14 protein-coding genes, 1 pseudogene and 1 riboswitch are annotated in these 18,435 nt (G+C 51.7%); all 15 genes and pseudogenes read left to right on the top strand.

Annotated elements, in window-relative coordinates:
- The first annotated feature begins 338 nt into the window (after positions 1-338).
- A riboswitch (molybdenum cofactor riboswitch) is annotated at positions 339-458 on the top strand.
- A gap of 193 nt (positions 459-651) precedes the next feature.
- Positions 652-1,092, top strand: coding sequence for a DVU_1555 family C-GCAxxG-C-C protein (locus tag DWX76_RS11820; RefSeq protein WP_107000907.1), 441 nt, complete (start codon positions 652-654; stop codon positions 1,090-1,092).
- A gap of 85 nt (positions 1,093-1,177) precedes the next feature.
- Positions 1,178-4,099 carry a molybdopterin-dependent oxidoreductase gene (locus DWX76_RS11815; protein ID WP_022359117.1) on the top strand — a complete coding sequence of 974 codons (2,922 nt, stop codon included), beginning with the start codon at positions 1,178-1,180 and terminating at the stop codon, positions 4,097-4,099.
- 489 nt (positions 4,100-4,588) lie between these two features.
- Positions 4,589-6,883 carry a pyridine nucleotide-disulfide oxidoreductase/dicluster-binding protein gene (locus DWX76_RS11810; protein ID WP_182429786.1) on the top strand — a complete coding sequence of 765 codons (2,295 nt, stop codon included), beginning with the start codon at positions 4,589-4,591 and terminating at the stop codon, positions 6,881-6,883.
- A gap of 52 nt (positions 6,884-6,935) precedes the next feature.
- The gene (locus tag DWX76_RS11805) at positions 6,936-7,124 is read left to right on the top strand and encodes a DVU_1557 family redox protein (protein ID WP_118570751.1); all 189 of its coding nucleotides are present in this window, start codon (positions 6,936-6,938) and stop codon (positions 7,122-7,124) included.
- Between the two features lie 41 nt (positions 7,125-7,165).
- Positions 7,166-7,483 carry a hypothetical protein gene (locus DWX76_RS14080; protein ID WP_207664896.1) on the top strand — a complete coding sequence of 106 codons (318 nt, stop codon included), beginning with the start codon at positions 7,166-7,168 and terminating at the stop codon, positions 7,481-7,483.
- Positions 7,480-8,694, top strand: a complete 1,215-nt coding sequence (locus DWX76_RS11800; protein WP_207664895.1) for a radical SAM protein — start codon at positions 7,480-7,482, stop codon at positions 8,692-8,694. The genes DWX76_RS14080 and DWX76_RS11800 overlap by 4 nt, the downstream gene beginning before the upstream one ends.
- 29 nt (positions 8,695-8,723) lie before the next feature.
- The gene (locus DWX76_RS11795) at positions 8,724-10,613 is read left to right on the top strand and encodes a DVU_1553 family AMP-dependent CoA ligase (RefSeq protein ID WP_118570750.1); all 1,890 of its coding nucleotides are present in this window, start codon (positions 8,724-8,726) and stop codon (positions 10,611-10,613) included.
- A gap of 150 nt (positions 10,614-10,763) precedes the next feature.
- Positions 10,764-11,165 (top strand): NifB/NifX family molybdenum-iron cluster-binding protein, encoded by a 402-nt coding sequence (locus DWX76_RS11790; RefSeq protein WP_022360477.1) that lies wholly within the window; start codon positions 10,764-10,766, stop codon positions 11,163-11,165.
- An 11-nt stretch (positions 11,166-11,176) separates the two neighbouring features.
- Positions 11,177-12,862, top strand: coding sequence for a DVU_1551 family NTP transferase (locus DWX76_RS11785; protein ID WP_118570749.1), 1,686 nt, complete (start codon positions 11,177-11,179; stop codon positions 12,860-12,862).
- 21 nt (positions 12,863-12,883) lie between these two features.
- Positions 12,884-13,902, top strand: a pseudogene (locus DWX76_RS11780) (molybdopterin-binding protein).
- A 69-nt stretch (positions 13,903-13,971) separates the two neighbouring features.
- Entirely contained in the window at positions 13,972-14,826 is an 855-nt protein-coding gene (locus DWX76_RS11775; RefSeq protein WP_182429785.1) for an XdhC family protein, read from the top strand.
- Positions 14,823-15,047, top strand: coding sequence for an XdhC family protein (locus DWX76_RS11770; RefSeq protein ID WP_118482590.1), 225 nt, complete (start codon positions 14,823-14,825; stop codon positions 15,045-15,047). The genes DWX76_RS11775 and DWX76_RS11770 overlap by 4 nt, the downstream gene beginning before the upstream one ends.
- Positions 15,048-15,437: 390 nt before the next feature.
- Positions 15,438-16,298: a molybdate ABC transporter substrate-binding protein gene (modA, locus tag DWX76_RS11765; protein ID WP_118468947.1), complete on the top strand. Its 861-nt coding sequence runs from the start codon at positions 15,438-15,440 to the stop codon at positions 16,296-16,298.
- Positions 16,299-16,561: 263 nt separating this feature from the next.
- Positions 16,562-17,341 (top strand): molybdate ABC transporter permease subunit, encoded by a 780-nt coding sequence (modB, locus tag DWX76_RS11760; protein WP_118570747.1) that lies wholly within the window; start codon positions 16,562-16,564, stop codon positions 17,339-17,341.
- On the top strand, positions 17,338-18,426 hold the full coding sequence (locus DWX76_RS11755) for a sulfate/molybdate ABC transporter ATP-binding protein (RefSeq protein ID WP_118570746.1): 1,089 nt from the start codon (positions 17,338-17,340) through the stop codon (positions 18,424-18,426). The genes modB and DWX76_RS11755 overlap by 4 nt, the downstream gene beginning before the upstream one ends.
- The last annotated feature ends 9 nt before the right edge of the window (positions 18,427-18,435 follow it).

The raw sequence follows: 18,435 nt of genomic DNA, 5'->3' as shown, positions 1-18,435 counted from the left end.
TTCACGTTTAAAACAAATGAAAATTCACGTTTAAAACAAATGAAAATGAAAAATTATAAAAGTGTGTGGATCGTTATTTTTAAAAAAAATACTCGATCAAATAGTAGAAAGAAAGAATACAAATCTTCAAATAATACAATATTTGAACGGAAGTTATGCTGAAATCTTGTAAGTAAACAGATATTACAAGGGTAAAATAGCATGTTGAAAATCCCGTATTGAGGTAAAATAAGGGGCGAACAAGTGTCCTGTCGATGTAAAAAATTTCAAAATTATGAAAAATGAGATTGACTTTCGATGAAAAGCAGAGTACCATAGAGGTATCAAAACCAAAATAGAAACAATCTGTTTTTCGAGCCGAAATTGCTAAGCGGGAAACCGTATGCAGTCAGGCCAATGGGTACATCTGGAAATGGAAGTGCCTTCCGCATTTGAAAAGAAAGAGAGATTCGCTTTACATCGATGGATACGGGAAGCTGTCAGGCTTCTTGTATAGATAGGGTATATATGTGCTGGCAGATAGGTATAGATATAGGTGTATCCATATCTATAGGTGCAGATGTATATACAAACTCGGATATGTTAAGCGGTACTGTCTTTTCAGAGGCGGTGCCGCTTTTCTTTTTGTGTTTCTAAGAACAGGAGGTGCGGATGGAGCCGGATATTAAAAAACTGAACCAGCTGCTTTTATCGGGAAGCTGCTGCAGTCAGGCACTTGTATCACTGGGACTTACCCTTAAGGGCGAGGAGAACCCGAGCCTTCTGAAGGCATCTGCAGCACTCTGTCTGGGAGTCAGAAGCGGGCTGACCTGCGGAGCTCTGACCGGTGCGGCGATGATGATGGCGCTCTTTGAGCCGGAAGCGGCATACAGCGAGATGATACCGGAACTGGCAGACTGGTTTCAGGAAAACTATGGTGAAATCTATGGAGGAAGTGATTGTCATTCGATTTTAGGAGATAACATGGCCAACAAGGCACTTCGGTGTCCCCAGGTGGTAGAGAATACCTACCGCAAGGCCAGAGAACTTCTGGAGGACTATGGCGTGGATCTGGCGGATCTGGCAGAGATGCTGGAAAACGCGGATGACTAAGGAATCGTAAGTATTGGGTATGATGCGGAAGGATAGTCGGAAGCATCAGGGCTCTATTTATTTTAAAGAAGGAGGACGAAACAGCATGAAATTAAGAAAAATGATGTTGAACATCAACGGTGTTGATCGTATGTTTATGTGCGATCCGGAAAACGATAAACTGTCAGATGTTCTGCGCCGGATCGGTCTGACCGGTGTTAAGGTTGGATGTGGAACCGGTGTCTGCGGTTCATGTTCCATCATTCTGAACGGACAGGTAATCCGTTCCTGTACCAAGAAAATCAGCCAGGTAGAAGAGTATTCCAAGATTACCACCATCGAGGGTATCGGTACTCCGCAGCATCTGCATCCGTTACAGGTTGCATGGATGAACTGCGGTGCTGTACAGTGTGGTTTCTGTGTACCAGGCTTCATCGTTTCCGCATATGCTCTGTTAGAGCAGAACCCGGATCCGACCCGTGAAGAGGTTCGTGACTGGTTCCAGAAGACAAGAAACGTATGCCGTTGTACCGGATACAAACAGATTGTAGATGCAGTTATGGCTGCAGCTAAGGTTATGCGTGGCGAGTGCAGCATCGAGGATATCAAGTTCCACAATCCGGAAGATGGCAACTACTACGGAAAACCGGTTGTTCGTCAGGATGCACTTGGTAAGGTTTGTGGTCTGACCGACTACGGCGATGATCAGGCTCTTAAGATGCCGCAGGGCGTTTTATATGCAGCTATCGTTCAGCCGAAGGTTACCCATCATGCAAAGATTCTGGCTATCCATACTGAGGAAGCTGAGAAGATGCCGGGCGTTGTTAAGGTTATCACAGCAAAAGACCTCATCGCAGCAGGCGGAACTAACATCATGGCTGAGGGTCAGTTCCATGAGAGAAGTACTGTTATGACACCATCCCGTAAAGTTCTTCAGGATGAGAAGATCTATCGTTACGGTGATGTTATCGCTATGGTAGTAGCTCATACACATCGTCAGGCTCGTGCAGCAGCCGCTAAGGTTACGATGGAATACGAGCAGCTGCCAGAGTATCTGACATATCTGGATGCAGTTATGCCGGATGCTATCCGTATCCATGAGGATACTCCGAACATCTTCTGCGAGCAGCCGGTATTAAAGGGAGCAGGTCTGGAAGATGCAGAAGAGGTAAGAGACTTAATTGACAAAGCACCGCATGTAGTAGAAGGAAGCTTCTCCTCCTCCCGTGAGCCGCATCTTTCCATCGAGGGTTGTGTACTTCAGTCTTACTGGGGCGATGATGGCCTGCTGACCATTCAGTGTAAATCCCAGTGTGTATACTCCTCTATCGGACGTCTGGGTAACTGCCTTGGTGTACCGAAGGATAAATACCGTATCATCATGAACCCGACCGGCGCAAGCTTTGGATGGTCTACAAACGCAGGCGATATCGCACTGTGTGCTGCTTGTACCGTAGTTACCGGCGAGCCGGTATCCCTGTCCATGTCCTATGAAGAGCATCAGCACTTCAGCGGCAAACGCTGCCCGGCATACTCCAATGGCCGTCTGGCATGTGATAACGAAGGTAAGATCCTGGCTGCTGAGTTTGATATCGGTATGGACCACGGCGCTTACTCCTGGGGCGGTGACGACGTTATGACCAAACCGGCACGTTTCACCTTCTTCCCGTACAATGTACCGAACGTAGCAGGTCTGGTTCGTGTAGCCAACGTAAACCATGCATTTGGTACTGCTTACAGAAGCTACGGTTCTCCGCAGGCATATACACTCAGTGAACCGCTGATGGATATGATGGCAGAAGAACTGGGCATGGATCCGTTCGAGTTCCGTTATAAGAATATCTGCCGTGAAGGCGATAAGAATATCAACAGCTATGTATATCCGCAGTATCCGATGGAGAAGATCATGGATACCATGCGTCCAATCTATGAGAAAGCAGTGGCTGATGCGAAAGCAGCTGACACACCGGAGAAGAGAAGAGGCGTTGGTATCGCATGGGGCGGCTTCAACGTTACTGAGGGCGGCGGCGATAGTGCTGAGGTTGCTCTTGAGCTTATGCCGGGCAACAAGATTCGCAAATACGACACATGGCATGCAATGGGTCAGGGTGCTACAACCGGTTCTCTGGTAGTAACACTGGAAGCTCTGAAAGAGATGCATCTGACACCGGAAGATATCCAGCTGATTCAGAATGATACCAAGACCTGTCCGGATACCGGTATGGCTGGTGCCAGCCGTTCCCTGTACATGGATGGTAATGCAACCATCATCGCAGCGAACAAGCTTCTGGCAGCTATGAGAAAAGAAGATGGTACACTTCGTACCTATGATGAGATGAAGGCAGAAGGCATCGAGACCAAGTATCTTGGCCGTTATGAGACCAACACAACTCCGGGTCTGTGCCGTCTGGATCCGAATACCGGTATCGGCGACCCGACTCCGGCATTCACATACTGCCTGAACCTGGCAGAGGTTGAGGTTGATACCAAGACCGGTAAGACTACCGTTCTGAAATTCACCTGTGTTGACTTCGTTGGGCGTATCGGTAATATCGATGCTGTTAACGGTCAGGCATACAGCGGTATCATGCATGGTATCGGCTTCGCCCTGAAAGAGGACTACGCAGACGTTAAGAAACATGCGAACATGTTTGGCGCTGGTACTTCCTACATCAAGGATGTTCCGGATGATATCAACCTGATTCATATTGATGGCGCTATCTCTGATGGTCCGTTCGGTTCTTCAGGTGCTTCTGAGGCATTCCAGGCATCTGGCCACTGTGCAGTTCTGAATGGTATCTACAATGCCTGCGGCGTACGTATCCATGAGATCCCGGCACTTCCGGAGAAGGTAAAAGCTGGTCTGGATGCAATTGCAAAGGGCGAGAAACCATACGAGCCGAAGAAATACTTCCTTGGTTCCGATATGTATGAGGAACTGGAGAACATCAAAGAGAATCCGGTACAGGTAGGAACCCAGAGCTTCTACGTATCCCTGGATGATCCGACAGCTGAGCGTCCGTTCTAATCCGATTAGGAAGAGGAATGCGTGGCTGCGCATAAAGCGGGCAGCTGCGGCAAGGCGTATCGCGTGATTGTAAATAAGAATTAAATAAAAGCTGCTGCGAACCTGCAGAATCTATGTTTAGAGAGGTAGGTTTTGCAGCGGCTTTTTTGTGTAATAGGAAATTCCTTGGAACAATGATGCGCAAGCGACCGCGTTCGACGCGAGAATGTGCCAAGACATATTCTTTGGTTATGGTGTATAATAAAAAGTATTAAAATGGGCTCCTGGAATTTTTACTTATCGATGGAGGACGGGATAAATGATTCTGGGAGAGGATAAATGGTTACTGTTCACGGGTAGGCACTTTTGGAACCGAAAGTGCCGTAAGAAAACGTGGTGGCAGCAGGAATTTGCCGTATTTAAATGCGAAGCCACGGCAAATTCCGTTACTGGGCATGTATGCGTGAACAGTAACGATAAATGCAGGAGAAAAGAAGGGAGGTCCGCCCTGTGAGCTATTTGGAAGATTTTGAGAAGACGCTGGCGGAGAAATGCCATCAGAACGAGCCGCCGTTCTGCCAGGCAGCCTGTCCGTTCCGGCTGGATATCAAGGGGCTGGAAGAAAAGTGGAAAAAGGGACGTTTCAACGCGGCGTACCGGACCTATCAGAATACGGTGGGATTTCCGGATATTGTGTCGAAGCTGTGCAGCCATCCGTGCGAGAAGGCATGTCTGCGTGCGAAGCTGGACGGGGGGATCGCGATGGGGCTTTTAGAGCGGGCGACTGTCGAGTACGCGAAGCGGAAGGCACCGAATGCGTATAACCTGCCGTCGAAAGGAAAAAAGATCGCGATCGTCGGAGGCGGTCTTTCGGGGCTTGGCTGTGCACTGCGTCTCTGCAATAAAAAGTACGAGGTAACGATTTATGAGCGGGAAATGGTTCTGGGCGGTCAGGCGAGAAACCAGATGGATCCGGCGGAATTTGATGCGGAGATCGAGGCACAGTTCCAGTTTGAGGAATTTTCATGCCATCTCGGTAAAACGGTAACGGATCTGGAGGCACTCCGGGCGTACTATGATGCCGTGTATGTGGCAACTGGGGCAGATGGCGCGGACTTTGGTCTGGAAATGGACCCGGACGGCGCATTTGCAACCCGGACACCGGGCGTTTTCATTGGAGGTTCCCTGACAGGCGGCGACAGCATGAAGGCGCTGGCAGATGGGCTGGCGGTTTCGCTTGCGATCGAACGGTATCTGAAAACGGGCGGCATGAATGAGCCATTTCGAAAGGAAGGGACACTTTTAAAGCTTCAAACGGAAGGGATCGAGCGTGCCGATCGGGTGGTTCCGGCAAACGGGGAATCGTATACGGAGGAAGAGGCGATACAGGAGATCACGCGCTGCCAGAAGTGTTCGTGTGATGCCTGTATGCGTGCCTGTGATCTGATGCGCCTGCATGAGAAAACACCGCGCCGTTTGTATGAAGAGGTTTACATAACAATCCATCCCGGTACGTTATCGCGCGATGGTACGTGGGCGACCAGACTGATCAGCACCTGCGACCACTGCGGGCTTTGCAAGGAAGTCTGTCCGCAGCATATCGATTTCAGCCAGTTTCTGCTTGACAGTATGCGGGCAATGCAAAAAAAAGGCGCGATGCCGTGGCCATTCCACGATTTCTGGCTGCGCGACATGGCATATGCCTCCGGAAAAGCGGGGCTTACGCGGAAACCGGAGAATGTTAAGAAGAGTTCCTATGCATTCTTTCCGGGATGTCAGCTCGCCGGTTCGGATCCGCGCTATGTGACGCGGACGTATGAGTGGCTGCGTTCCAAAAAGCCGGATGCGGCGATCTGGATGACCTGCTGCGGTGCACCTGCCGAGTGGGCAGGTGAAGTGGACATCCACGCGGCACATCTGGAAAAAATGCGGCAGCAGTGGAGAGAGCTTGGCGAACCGACAGTGGTTTTAGCATGTCCGAACTGCCGGAAGATGTTTGAAGAATACCTGCCGGAGCTTCCGGTTGTCTTTCTGGCGGAAGTGATGGAAGAGTGGGGCATGGAGAAAGATGCTGCTTTGGAACCGGACAATGCTGAAAAGGGTGAAATGGAAGCAGGAAGTGCCCAGCAAGCGCAGTCGTATGCCTTGTTTGATCCCTGCGCCAGCCGCTATTACCCGGAATTGCAGGAGAGTGTACGCCATCTGGCGGATGCGGCGGGGATTGTCTGGGAAAATCTGCCGTATGACGGTAAAAAGGCGCGCTGCTGCGGATATGGCGGGCATATCGGGATTGCTTCTCCGAGCCACACAAGCTATATGACAGCTTCCCGTGCAAAAGAGGAGGAGCTGCCATATGTGACCTACTGCGTCAACTGCCGGGAGTCCTTTGCAGGACAGGGCAAGGAGGCGGTACATATCCTCGATTTGCTGTTTGGGTTAAATGGTGCGGGACGTCCGGCAGCGACGGTGACAGAGCGTTGGCACAACCGACTGGCGGCAAAACGGGAACTGCTTAAGACGTATTGGAATGAGACGATCGAAGAGGAAACACACATGAAATTAGAAGTTGAGAAGGAGCTGGAACGCAAATTGTCAGCGGGTCAGATTTTGATCGAAGATATGGAGCAGGTCATTGAACACTGTGAGCGGGAAGACCGCGGTATTATCGACCCGGAGACAGGACATCGGATCGGGCATCTGAAGATCCAGCATATGACCTACTGGGCAGAGTACGAGGTGCTGCCGGACGGCGGTTATAGGCTCTGGAATGGCTACAGCCACCGCATGAATCTGGAAGGAGAGTGATGAGTATGCGACGATCGATGGAGGCGGAAGAGATCAGCGGATCAAAGAGGCGTTGGAGAAAAAAGTCATCTGCCGCCGGTGTCAGGTGGAGATGGTGCCGAAATCCACATTTTTTGACTATCTGGGGCACAATTTCCACACCGAGATCCTGTGCTGCCCGAAGTGCGGCGAGGTATATCTGCCGGAAGCGCTGGTAAAAGGACGTATGGCGGATGTGGAGAGAGAGCTGGAAGATAAATAGGAGATATATAGATTGGGATAAGGGGATGAAGGAAGATGATAATGGATTCACAGGATAGAGGCGTCCTGCCGGAAGAAATGCGCCATACATACAGTGTCTGTCCGGTCTGTTTAAAACGCATTCCGGCAAAGCGGGAAGAGCGGGACGGGCAGATATATCTGGTAAAAACCTGCCCAGATCACGGGACATTTTCCAGTGTAATCTGGAGAAATAAGCGCAAGTTTGCCGACTGGCGCGGGGAACGTCCGGCGGTGGGAGAAAATGAAAATCTAAATTGCCGGCGGGCTGCGGTCTGTGTGCGGAGCACAGACGCGCCACCTGCTGTACCTTGCTGGAGATCACAGCGCGGTGCAATATGAACTGTACCTTCTGTTTTGCGGAGCCGGACGGGACCAAGGATCCGTCCTTAGACATGGTAAAACGCTGGATCGACGATCTGACGGATCTGGGAAAGACACTTTTGCAGCTTTCCGGCGGGGAACCGACAGTGCGGGACGACCTGCCGGAGATCGTGGCGTATGCGAAGCAGGCGGGCTGTAAATATGTGCAGTTAAACAGCAACGGTCTGCGCCTGGCGGAGGACGAAGCATTTGTAAAGCGTCTGGCGGATGCGGGACTTTCGTTTGTATTTATGCAGTTTGACGGCGTGGACGATGCCGTATATGAAAAACTGCGGCGCCGCCCGATGCTGGAAGTGAAAAAACGGGCGATCGAGCAGTGCGGCCGGTATGGAATCGGCGTGACGCTTGTTCCGGTCATTGTTCCGGGCGTCAATACGGAGCAGATCGGGGACATCATCCGGTTTGCCATTCAGCGGTCGCCGTATGTGCGGGGCGTGCATTTCCAGCCGGTCAGCTATTTTGGGCGTATCCCGGAGCTTCCGGCGGATGATGACCGCTATACGCTGGATGAACTTTTGGAGGCGGTTGTCAGCCAGAGTGGGGGGCTTATCAAAGAGGAACAGATTGCGCCATCCTGCTGTGATCACCCGATGTGTGGATTTCACGGAGATTTCATTGTGATGCCCGGGGATAAATTGATGCCGCTGACAAATTATAGTGGAAAAACCGAGACAGAACCGGAGGGCGAAGGCTGCTGCTGTGGTCCGGATCCGGCGGAGAAGAACCGTGAATTTGTCGGACGCCGCTGGGAACGGCGCGATTTGGAAGAGACGTGCTGCTGTGGAGAAAGCCAGCCGGAAAAAGAAAGCTGCTGCTGTGGCGGAATCCAGCCAGAACCAGAAAGCTGCTGCTGTGGCGGAACTCAGCCCGAACCAGAAAGCTGCTGCTGTGGCGGAAATCAGCCAGAACCAGGAAACTGCTGCTGTGGCGGAACTCAGCCCGAATCAGAATCCTGCTGCTGTGAAGAAGAGCCGGTTGACATAACAAATATGGAGGATTTCTTAAAGCGTGCCAAAAGCCACGGCTTCACGATCACATCCATGGCGTTTCAGGATGCCGGTAATCTCGATATCGAGCGCCTGCGCCAGTGCAGCCTGCATGTGTATAAAGACGGGAAGAAGATTCCGTTCTGTGCATACTACTTGTCTCCGATGGAAAGAGGCAGATAATAGAAGCGCAGAAAGGAGAGGTGAAAAAAATGGATACAAATGAGTGCAGTCTCTGCCGTCCCGGTGGATTTGCGCTGACGAGGCAGATGTTCCAGTTTGCGGGAATTGAGATACCGGAGGCGGGAGCGGCAGATACGGAGTCTATAGATCCTGCAGTGCCGTTTCGCGTCATCGACATCGGCTGCGGAGCTGGCGGCACGATGCGCTGGCTTTCTGAGCATTGCCCAGGCTGGCAGATTTCCGGCCTGGATAAGAATCCGGATGTGCATGAACCTGGCTGGATAGAGACTGGATGTGCGGAGAAACTGCCATATCCAGATCAGACGGCAGATATCATTCTGATGGAATGCAGTTGTTCCAAGGCTGCGGAACCGGCGGCGGTGCTCCGGGAGGTGTACCGGGTGTTAAAACCGGAAGGATGGCTTTTGATGAGCGATATGTATGCCCGGAAGAAAGAGCTTTTCTTAGACGGGATGCTGGGACGGCTGGAGTCTGCTAAAACAATCCGTGACCGGCTGGAGGAGGCGGGATTTGTGCTTGCAAAGATGCAGGACGCGTCGGGAACATTGGCGGAGTGGATCGGGCAGCAGATCTTCGATGGAAATCTGGAATCCGTCTGCGCGGCGCTGGGGGCGGAACGGAAGATTTTAAAAGAAGCGGGCTGCGGTTATTTTATTGCAGCGGCGCAGCCGTCCGGGTTATGGCGGACACTTTCGTATGTAAAGGAGAAAAGTCCATTTTATCAGAAGAAATTTACATCCGTCTGGGGACAGCTTGGGGAAATGGCAGGTTCCGATGTACGGCTCGCGCCGGATTCGTTTTCATGGGCGGATTTCCGGACACTTCCCCTCACAACCCCGGAGGAACTGAAAGCGGAGCCGGAAACATTTTTATGTGTTCCAGCCAAGGAGATCGCGCGGATCATCACGCTGAAAACCTCCGGCAGTACAGGGGCACCGAAGCGCCTGTTTTTTACCGAAGATGATCTGATGCAGACGGCGGATTTCTTTGAAACAGGGATGCAGTACATGGTAAAGCCAGGCGATCGGGTTACGGTTTATATGGAAGGACCGGGATTTTTTTCGATTGGAGGACTTTTAAAAGAAGGATTGGGGCGCATCCGGGTGGAGACGAGGGTTCATGGACTGATTCACGATATGGAAGCGGCAGCGCGGGACGGCGAGGGGGCAGACTGCCTGATCGGTGTCCCAAGCCAGATGTATGCGCTGGCAGCCCATGCGCCGGGACTTGGCCCGAAAACAGTGCTTTTAAGTGCTGATTATGTGCCGGTCAGCGTGCAGCGTTTTTTGGAAAGAACCTGGAACTGCCGAGTCTTTACGCACTGGGGTATGACGGAAACTGGTTACGGCGGCGGCGTACAGTGTGGGGCGCGCGCGGGTTACCATCTGCGGGACCGGGATCTTTTGATTGAGATTCTGGATCCGGAGACGGGACAGCCGGTTCCGGAAGGGCAATACGGCGAGCTGGTTCTGACAACGCTTCGGCGGCGGGGAATGCCGCTTGTGCGCTATCGGACCGGCGATCTGGGGCGGATGATTGCAGAACCGTGTGCCTGCGGATGTTTAAAGCCCAGACTTGATAAGGTTGAGGGACGGCTGGATGACAGCGTCCGGCTGTCCGGCGGAAAAGTACTTTCCATGCACATATTAGATGAGCTTTTATTTGCCCTGGATGAGGTGGAAGATTTTCAGGCATCTTACAATGCGGCGCAGAAGCATCTGACGGTGGCTGTTATGAAGAAAGCGGGTTATGCAGATGCGGTAGGAAGCAGAGTGAAAAATGTCAAAGAAGCATTAACGGAATACTTTGGGAACTGCCTGACCGTCGCAGTGATAGAAAAAGAAATTTCTCCCTATATCGGTTCGGGAAAAAGGCGGCTAATCATCGAAGAAAAATAAAAACAGGCAAAAATTGAACGGAAAAATTCAATATCATGAAAAACTTGACGATGAGTTTTGATTGCAGTATCATAAAGTTAAAAATAATCGAGAAATTCTGAAAAAATCAGCAAATTTTGATAAGAAGCTGATAAGAACAAGGAGAAAAAAATGAACATAGCAATTGCATCAGAGACAGAGGAGATCGACGGACTGGTACCGGCGACTTTTAAGGAGAGTCCGTTTTTGATGATTATTGACGCGGACAAGAACCAGATTTTCCATGTCTATGGAAAACAGGATCCGGACAATCTGGTATTTGCGAAGAAGGTGGTAGAACATGACTGTGAGGCAGTCATCTGCGGACCGATCGAGAAAGAACCGTTTGAGATACTGGTAAAGGCGGGCGTGACCCGTTATCTGGGAAGCGGGCATACGGTTCAGAAGGCATATAGCTATATGAACCGTTATAAACTGGAGCTGATCCGCGATTACATCGGCGGACCGGGACCATTTGGACACAGCCATGATTTCAGCTGCGAGTGTGGGGAAGAAGAGGAACACGAGCACTAGGAAAGGATAGAATGCGGACGATTTATTTGATCCGGCATGGGAAGCCGGAATTTCCAGATGAACGGAAATATTGCATCGGGCGGACGGATCTGCCGCTTTCAGAGGAAGGGCGGACACAGATTCAGGCGCTGGGGGAGACATTTGCGGGACGCAGAATTGAAAAGATTTATACCAGCCCGTTAAAGCGCTGCCGGGAGTCAGCCGCGATCCTGCAGGAAGTGATTGACAGAAGTATTCCGATTGAGGTCGTAGATGGTCTGGCGGAGATTGACATGGGGGAATGGGATGGTCATTCCTTCGATGAAATCCGGGAACAGTTTCCAGCGGAGTATGTGGCACGAGGGGCAGATATGTACGATTTCCGACCGCCGCAGGGAGAGAGTTTTGCAGATTGTGCAGGGCGCGCCAGGACAACCTGGAATGAACTCCGGATGAAGAGTCGGGGCGATATTCTGGTAATCGGGCACGCGGGTTGGTTCCGGACACTGATCAGCGGCTGGGAGAAGCGGAAAAAGGCAGAACTTCTGCAGATTCCCTTTGGCTACGGACAGGTGTATGAAAGAAAGGATTATGTATTTGACGCCTTGATCTCGGCGGCGGGGAGATCCTCGCGGATGGGGGATTTCAAACCGCTCATGAAGCTCGGCGCCCAGACGGTCCTGGAACGTGAGATACAGACGCTGCGGGCGTGCGGCGTACATGAAATCACGATCATTACCGGACGCCGGGCGGAAGATATACGCGCGGCGGCTGCGGGACCGGGAATCCATTTCATCCACAATCCGGCGTATGCGGAGACGAAAATGTTTGATTCCGTCTGCCTGGGGCTTTCCTATTATAAGGAAAAGCGGAAAACGGCAGGAAAAGAGACGCTGGATGGCATTTTCTTTTTCCCGGTGGATGTGCCGCTGTTTACACCATTTACGCTGGAATATGAAAAATACCGGTTCGCGGAGGGCGATGGGGATGTCTATCTCCCGGAGTATGAGAAAACACCGGGGCATCCGCTTCTGATCCGTGCAGATGTGATCGAAAAACTGCTGCAGCATGACGGAACGATGGGGCTTAAAGGCGCCTGTGAACAGCCGGAAATCCGCCGGATTCCCCTGGATGTGCCGGATTCGGGCTGCGCGTTTGATGCGGATACACAGGAAGAGTTTCAGAAATTGCGTGATTGGGAGAGAAAACGTCCTGTCCCGGACAAAGAGGAGTGTGAACGTCTGCTTGCATGGTTTCACACGCCGGAGGCGACGGTGCGCCATAGCCGGGCGGTTGCGGAGCTGGCCGTGGAATTGGCAGATAGAGTTTTAAAGCATAGGGCGGAAACGTGTGTGGAGATGACATACAAAAGCCCCCCAATCGATAAACACAAAATCTACGCGGCGGCGCTTCTTCATGACATCGCCAAAGCATACCCCGAACATCCAGAGACAGGGGCGGGATGGCTGCGGCTTCTGGGACATACCGGGATCGCGGATATCGTTGCGGATCATATGGATCTGCCGGAAGAAAAGCTGGGATATCTGAACGAAAGCCTGATCGTGTACCTGGCGGACAAGCAGGTACAGGGAGAACGGCGTGTAACGATCGAAGAACGGTTTGCGGCAAAACGGGAGAAATTTAAGGATAATCCGGAGGCGCTGGCGGGTGTGGAACGGCGGTATCAGCTGGCAAAGCGTGCGGAGGCATTACTGTAAAAAGGAAAAGAGGAAAATCATATGAAATTAATGAAAACAACCGAGGCAGTCGGACAGGTACTCTGTCATGACATGACGCAGATTATTCCGGACGTGACGAAGGACGCCGTATTCCGCAAGGGACATATCGTGCGTGAGGAGGACATCCCGGTACTGCTTTCGATTGGAAAAGATCATATTTATGTCTGGGAAAAGGACGATACAAAATATCATGAGGACGAGGCGGCGGACATTCTGCGCGGCATCTGCCAGAATGAGTATATGCGTGCAACCGATCCGAAGGAAGGCAAGATTGAGCTGATTGCGGAGTCGGACGGTCTGTTTCAGGTTGATGAAGAACGCCTCTTAAAGGTCAACAGCCTGCCGGAGATGATGATCGCGACCCGCCGGACGAATTTCCCGGTAAAAAAAGGTGATAAGTTAGCCGGAACCCGTGTGATCCCGCTGGTAATTGAAAAAGAAAAAATGGAAGAGGCGAAGAAGGCAGCGGGTTCAGAGCCGCTGTTAAAGCTGCTTCCGTATAAAAATAAGAAAGCGGGCATTGTGACGACCGGAAATGAAGTGTTCTATGGACGGATTGAGGATAAATTTGGCCCGGTCATCCGGGAAAAGCTTCAGGAATTTGGTGTGGAAGTTCTGGGACAGAAGATTATAGGGGACAATCCGGATAAAATCACGGAGGCAATCCAGGAATGGCTGGATCAGGCGCCGATTTTGTTGTCTGTACCGGTGGCATGAGCGTCGATCCGGATGATACGACACCGAGCGCGATCAAGCAGACCGGGGCGGAGGTTGTCTCCTACGGCGCGCCGGTACTTCCGGGAGCGATGTTCTTGCTGGCATATACGAAGGACGGAAAGCCGATCATGGGACTTCCGGGCTGCGTGATGTATGCGAAGAGGACCATCTTTGATCTGGTGCTGCCGCGTGTGATGGCAGATGTGCCAGTGACAAAAGCGGATCTGGCGAAAATGGGCGCAGGTGGTCTGTGCTTAAATTGTCCAACCTGTATTTTCCCGAACTGCGGTTTTGGTAAATAATCGAGCCAGAGAGAGGCGATGAGGCAGCAACCGCGATGGCACAACTGCGAAATGAGAAATGGATGGCTCATGCAGTATAAAAGAGAGGAAGTGCGTGATATGAATCTGTATGGGGAGATTCTGAAAAAACTGGAAGGGACGCCGTGTCTGGCGCTCGAGAGAAGCTTTGTGGGAGAAGAGGGAAATCTAGCAGATATGCGCTGTGAACTGAAAGAAGGCGCAGAGGCGTCGGAGATTGGAAAAGAAGCCCTGACACAGGGGCAGCCGGTCTGTGGGCGCGCCGGAAGCAGTTGGAATGTGGCGGAACCATTTTTCCCGAAAGAGCGCCTGATTATTCTCGGAGGCGGCCATGTGGCTCTTCCGGTGGCAGAATTTGGCGCGCGCGTCGGATTCCTGGTAACTGTGGTGGACGACCGCCTTTCCTTCGCGAATCCGGGACGATTCCCGATGGCAGAGAAGGTGATCTGTGATGACTTTGGGCATGCGATCAAAGAACTCAAGATTCAGGAGAGCGACTATATCTGTATCGTTACGCGCGGACACCGCCACGATGCGGACTGCCTGCGGATGATTGGAAAAGGAAAAGAACCGGCGTATCTCGGCATGATTGGTTCGAGACGCCGCGTCGGTATCGTGAAACAGGAGCTTCTGGAAGAAGGTTACGATCCAGAGCGAATGAGCCGTTTAAAGAGCCCGATCGGTTTAAAGATCGGCGGTGTGACACCGGAGGAGATCGCGATCTCGATTCTGGCGGAGATCATACAGGTAAAGCGCATGGATCGGGAAGACAAACGTGTGAAAAACCGTTCCGATCTGGATTTTGATGTGCTGAAACGCCTGGCAGAGGAGCCGGATGAGTCGAAAGCAGTGGTCACGGTGATTGAATCAAAGGGATCCTCCCGCGCGGGGCAGGTGCGAAGATGATTGTCTACCGGGACGGACGGATTCTCGGCAGCATCGGCGGCGGCTGCAGCGAGGCGGCCGTGCTGGGCGAGGCACGTTCTCTGATCGGAAGCGGCAGGTACAAAGTAGTTCATGTAGATCTGACCGGCGAGGCAGCGGAAGATGAAGGAATGGTCTGCGGCGGCATTATGGATGTGCTGGTGGAAGACTTTGCCACGGATCGGGAACCGTGTGACCGGTAAGGAAACCGAAGCACCGGTGTATTTGGATACAAAATTTCAAATAAATGAAAAATAAAAAGATAAAAATAAAATATATGAAAAATCATCATAATAATTTCACGAAAATAGACGGAAGGGTTTGGAAAGAAAAACTGGAAAATTCATAAGAATAAAGGGAAAATGCAGAAAAAAGCTGCGTTATTTTTTAATGCACATAACGACTGTGTGCATTCAATAAGAATCATTGTGAAGATTGACAAAAAAAGTGCCACGTGCTACTATTTGATTAGCAAATATCATTATAATTTTTCAAAAATAACGGAAGGGTAAAAAACACATTGCTATGGCGTGAGGAATCGAAACGAGGAGGATGCCGGAAACGTGTGCGTGAAATGAGGGAGAAACCAAGATATGAGAAAAACGTGGGCACTTGTAATGGCAGCAGCGATGGCGGCAGCATCCCTGACCGCATGTTCATCCAGCAAACCGGCTGAGACAGCAGCACCGGAAACGGAGGCAGAGGCAGCTGAGACAGAAGAGACCGAAGCAGAAGCAGAGGCAACCGGCGACCAGCAGGAGATTCTGGTAGCGGCAGCAGCTAGCCTTCAGTACGTTATGGAAGACAAGATTCAGCCGGCATTTGAGAAAGAGAATCCGGACATCAAGCTGAGCTTTACCTTTGACAGTTCAGGAAAGCTGCAGACCCAGATCGAAGAGGGCGCGGATGCAGACGTATTCTTCTCCGCAGCGATGAAGCAGATGAACGCGCTGGAGGACGAGGGACTGGTTGATGCAGATTCTGTCGTAGAGCTTCTGGAAAATAAGATCGCCCTGATCGTTCCGAAGGATTCCACACTGGGAATTACCGGTTTTGAGGATATCACAAAGGCAGAGAAGATTGCACTCGGCGATCCGGAGAGTGTTCCGGTTGGACAGTACGCCAAGGAAGCCTTTGAGAACCTGGGTATGTGGGATGATGTAGAGGCTAAGACAAGCTTTGGTACCAACGTAACCGAGGTTTTAAGCTGGGTAGCAGCCGGAAGCGCAGATGCAGGTATCGTATACCTGACCGATGCAACCACCAGCGATCAGTTTGACCAGGTAAAGGTTATCGGATATGCACCGGAAGGAAGCGTATCGAAGGTTATCTATCCGGTTGGTGTTGTAAGCGCAAGCACAAAGAAAGATGCAGCACAGAAGTTTGTAGATTATCTGGGAACCGATGATGCGCTCTCCTTCTTTGCGGAGTATGGCTTCACAGCAAATAAATAAGCCGGGAGCGATGACTGTCTGGGATATGCAGCCGACTGTGTGAATAGAAAGCAGGACAGCGAAGGACAGACAGTGAACCATGTATGGAATAAAATCCGCCGCAGAATGCAGGGTCCGTTGAAAACCAGGTGTTCTGCGGCAGTTTTTATCTCAGTCGAGAAGACTCCCACCTCTTTAGGTGGCGAATAATAGCAAATTTGTCTCAGTGGGAGTTGGGTCTCACGGACGTTCGACTTGATTCATAGGAAAGGAGGGGAAGAAAGATGGACTGGTCTCCGATATGGATATCGATGAAAACGGCAACGCTGTCGATCGTTATTACATTTTTTCTGGGAGTCTGGATGGCGCGGCTGGTGGTATCGGCACGCTCTGAGAAAGTGAAAATGGTGCTGGACGGCATCCTGACGCTTCCGATGGTCCTGCCGCCGACGGTAGCAGGCTTCTTCCTGCTGATGATTTTCGGTGTAAAACGACCGCTCGGACAGCTGTTTCTGGAATTGTTTGGTGTCAAGATTGTATTTTCGTGGGCGGCAACGGTGATCGCGGCGGTGGCGATCTCATTTCCGCTTATGTACCGGGCGGCGCGGGGCGCGTTTGAACAGGTCGATGTGACGCTTATCTATGCGGCTCGGACGCTGGGATTTTCCGAGAGCCGCATTTTCTGGAAGGTAATTCTGCCGTCGGCGATGCCGGGCGTCTTAAGCGGCGCGATCCTTGCCTTTGCAAGAGGACTGGGCGAGTTCGGTGCGACTGCGATGCTGGCGGGCAATATCGCCGGAAAGACGCAGACACTGCCGCTTGCCATCTATTCACAGGTGGCGGCTGGAAAAATGTCGATGGCATACCAATATGTGTGGATCATCGTGGTGATTTCCTTCCTGGTTGTCGTGCTGATGAATGTGCTGTCGCGGCGGGATATGCGCGGACGCAGCAATCATAAAAAGAAAGAAAACAGTGTGGAAGCGGGCGGTCAGGATGCAAAGGTTTCGGTGGAACTGTTTGCGGACAGGGAAGCGGATGCACAGAAGGGAGGCGTGCGATGAGCCTGCAGGCTGTAATCAAAAAGAGATTTTCCGGCTTTTCGCTGGACGTATCGCTTAACACCGATGGCGGCGTCATGGGCATTCTCGGCGCCTCCGGAAGCGGCAAGAGCATGACGCTCAAGTGTATCGCCGGAATTGAGACGCCGGACGAAGGGCGGATCGTGTTAAATGGCAGGGTGCTCTTTGATTCGGAAAAGCGCATCAACCTGCCGCCGCAGAAGCGGAAAGTCGGTTATTTATTCCAAAATTATGCATTGTTTCCGAATATGACCGTAGAAACCAACATTGCGGCGGGGCTTTCGGGCAGCAAGGAGGAAAAACAGGAGGCAGTTGCCCGCATGATCCGTCTCTTTAAATTAGAAGGGCTTGAAAAAAGGTATCCGTCTCAGCTTTCCGGCGGACAGCAGCAGCGTGTGGCGCTGGCGCGCATTCTCGTCTATGAGCCGGATGTGATCATGCTGGATGAGCCATTTTCGGCGCTTGATTATTATCTGAAAGAACAACTGCAGTTCCAGGTGCGCGAGGTACTCCGCGGGTACACGGGCGATGTGCTGATGGTCAGCCACAGCCGGGACGAGGTCTATCGGTTCTGCGAGAAGAGCATCATCTTAAACCGCGGACAGGTGGCGATGAAGGGGGAGACGCGGACGATTTTCCAGAAGCCGGAAAATGTCACTGCGGCGCGGCTGACAGGCTGTAAAAACTTCAGCCGGATCCGGCGGATCGGCGAATATGAGGTGGAGGCGCTCGACTGGGGACTCACGCTTCAGACCGAAGAAGCGGTTGCCGCGGAGCATGCCTATATCGGCATCCGGGCGCACCAGTTTTACCCGGCGCGCGGCAGTGCGAATGAATTTACGTGCGAGTGGGTGGATACACTCTGCCAGCCATTTGAGTGGGATATTTTGCTGCGTCCGGTGGAAAACGCAGGGGCAGCGGGTGACAAAGAAAATGCACCGGAACGCGAGGTGATCTGGTGGAAGGTAGACTATAAGCAGAGTGATTCACTAAACCAGTATCAGCGCGGCGACCGCGTCCGGCTGGGAATTGCACCGGGAGATATCATGCTTTTAAAAGAAGGTTAGAATGATAGA

Origin of the sequence: Clostridium sp. AF21-20LB, assembly GCF_003478795.1 — a bacterium.
In the GTDB taxonomy this organism is placed as follows: Bacteria; Bacillota; Clostridia; order Lachnospirales; family Lachnospiraceae; genus Otoolea; species Otoolea fessa.
This window is presented reverse-complemented; position numbering and strand designations above follow the sequence as displayed.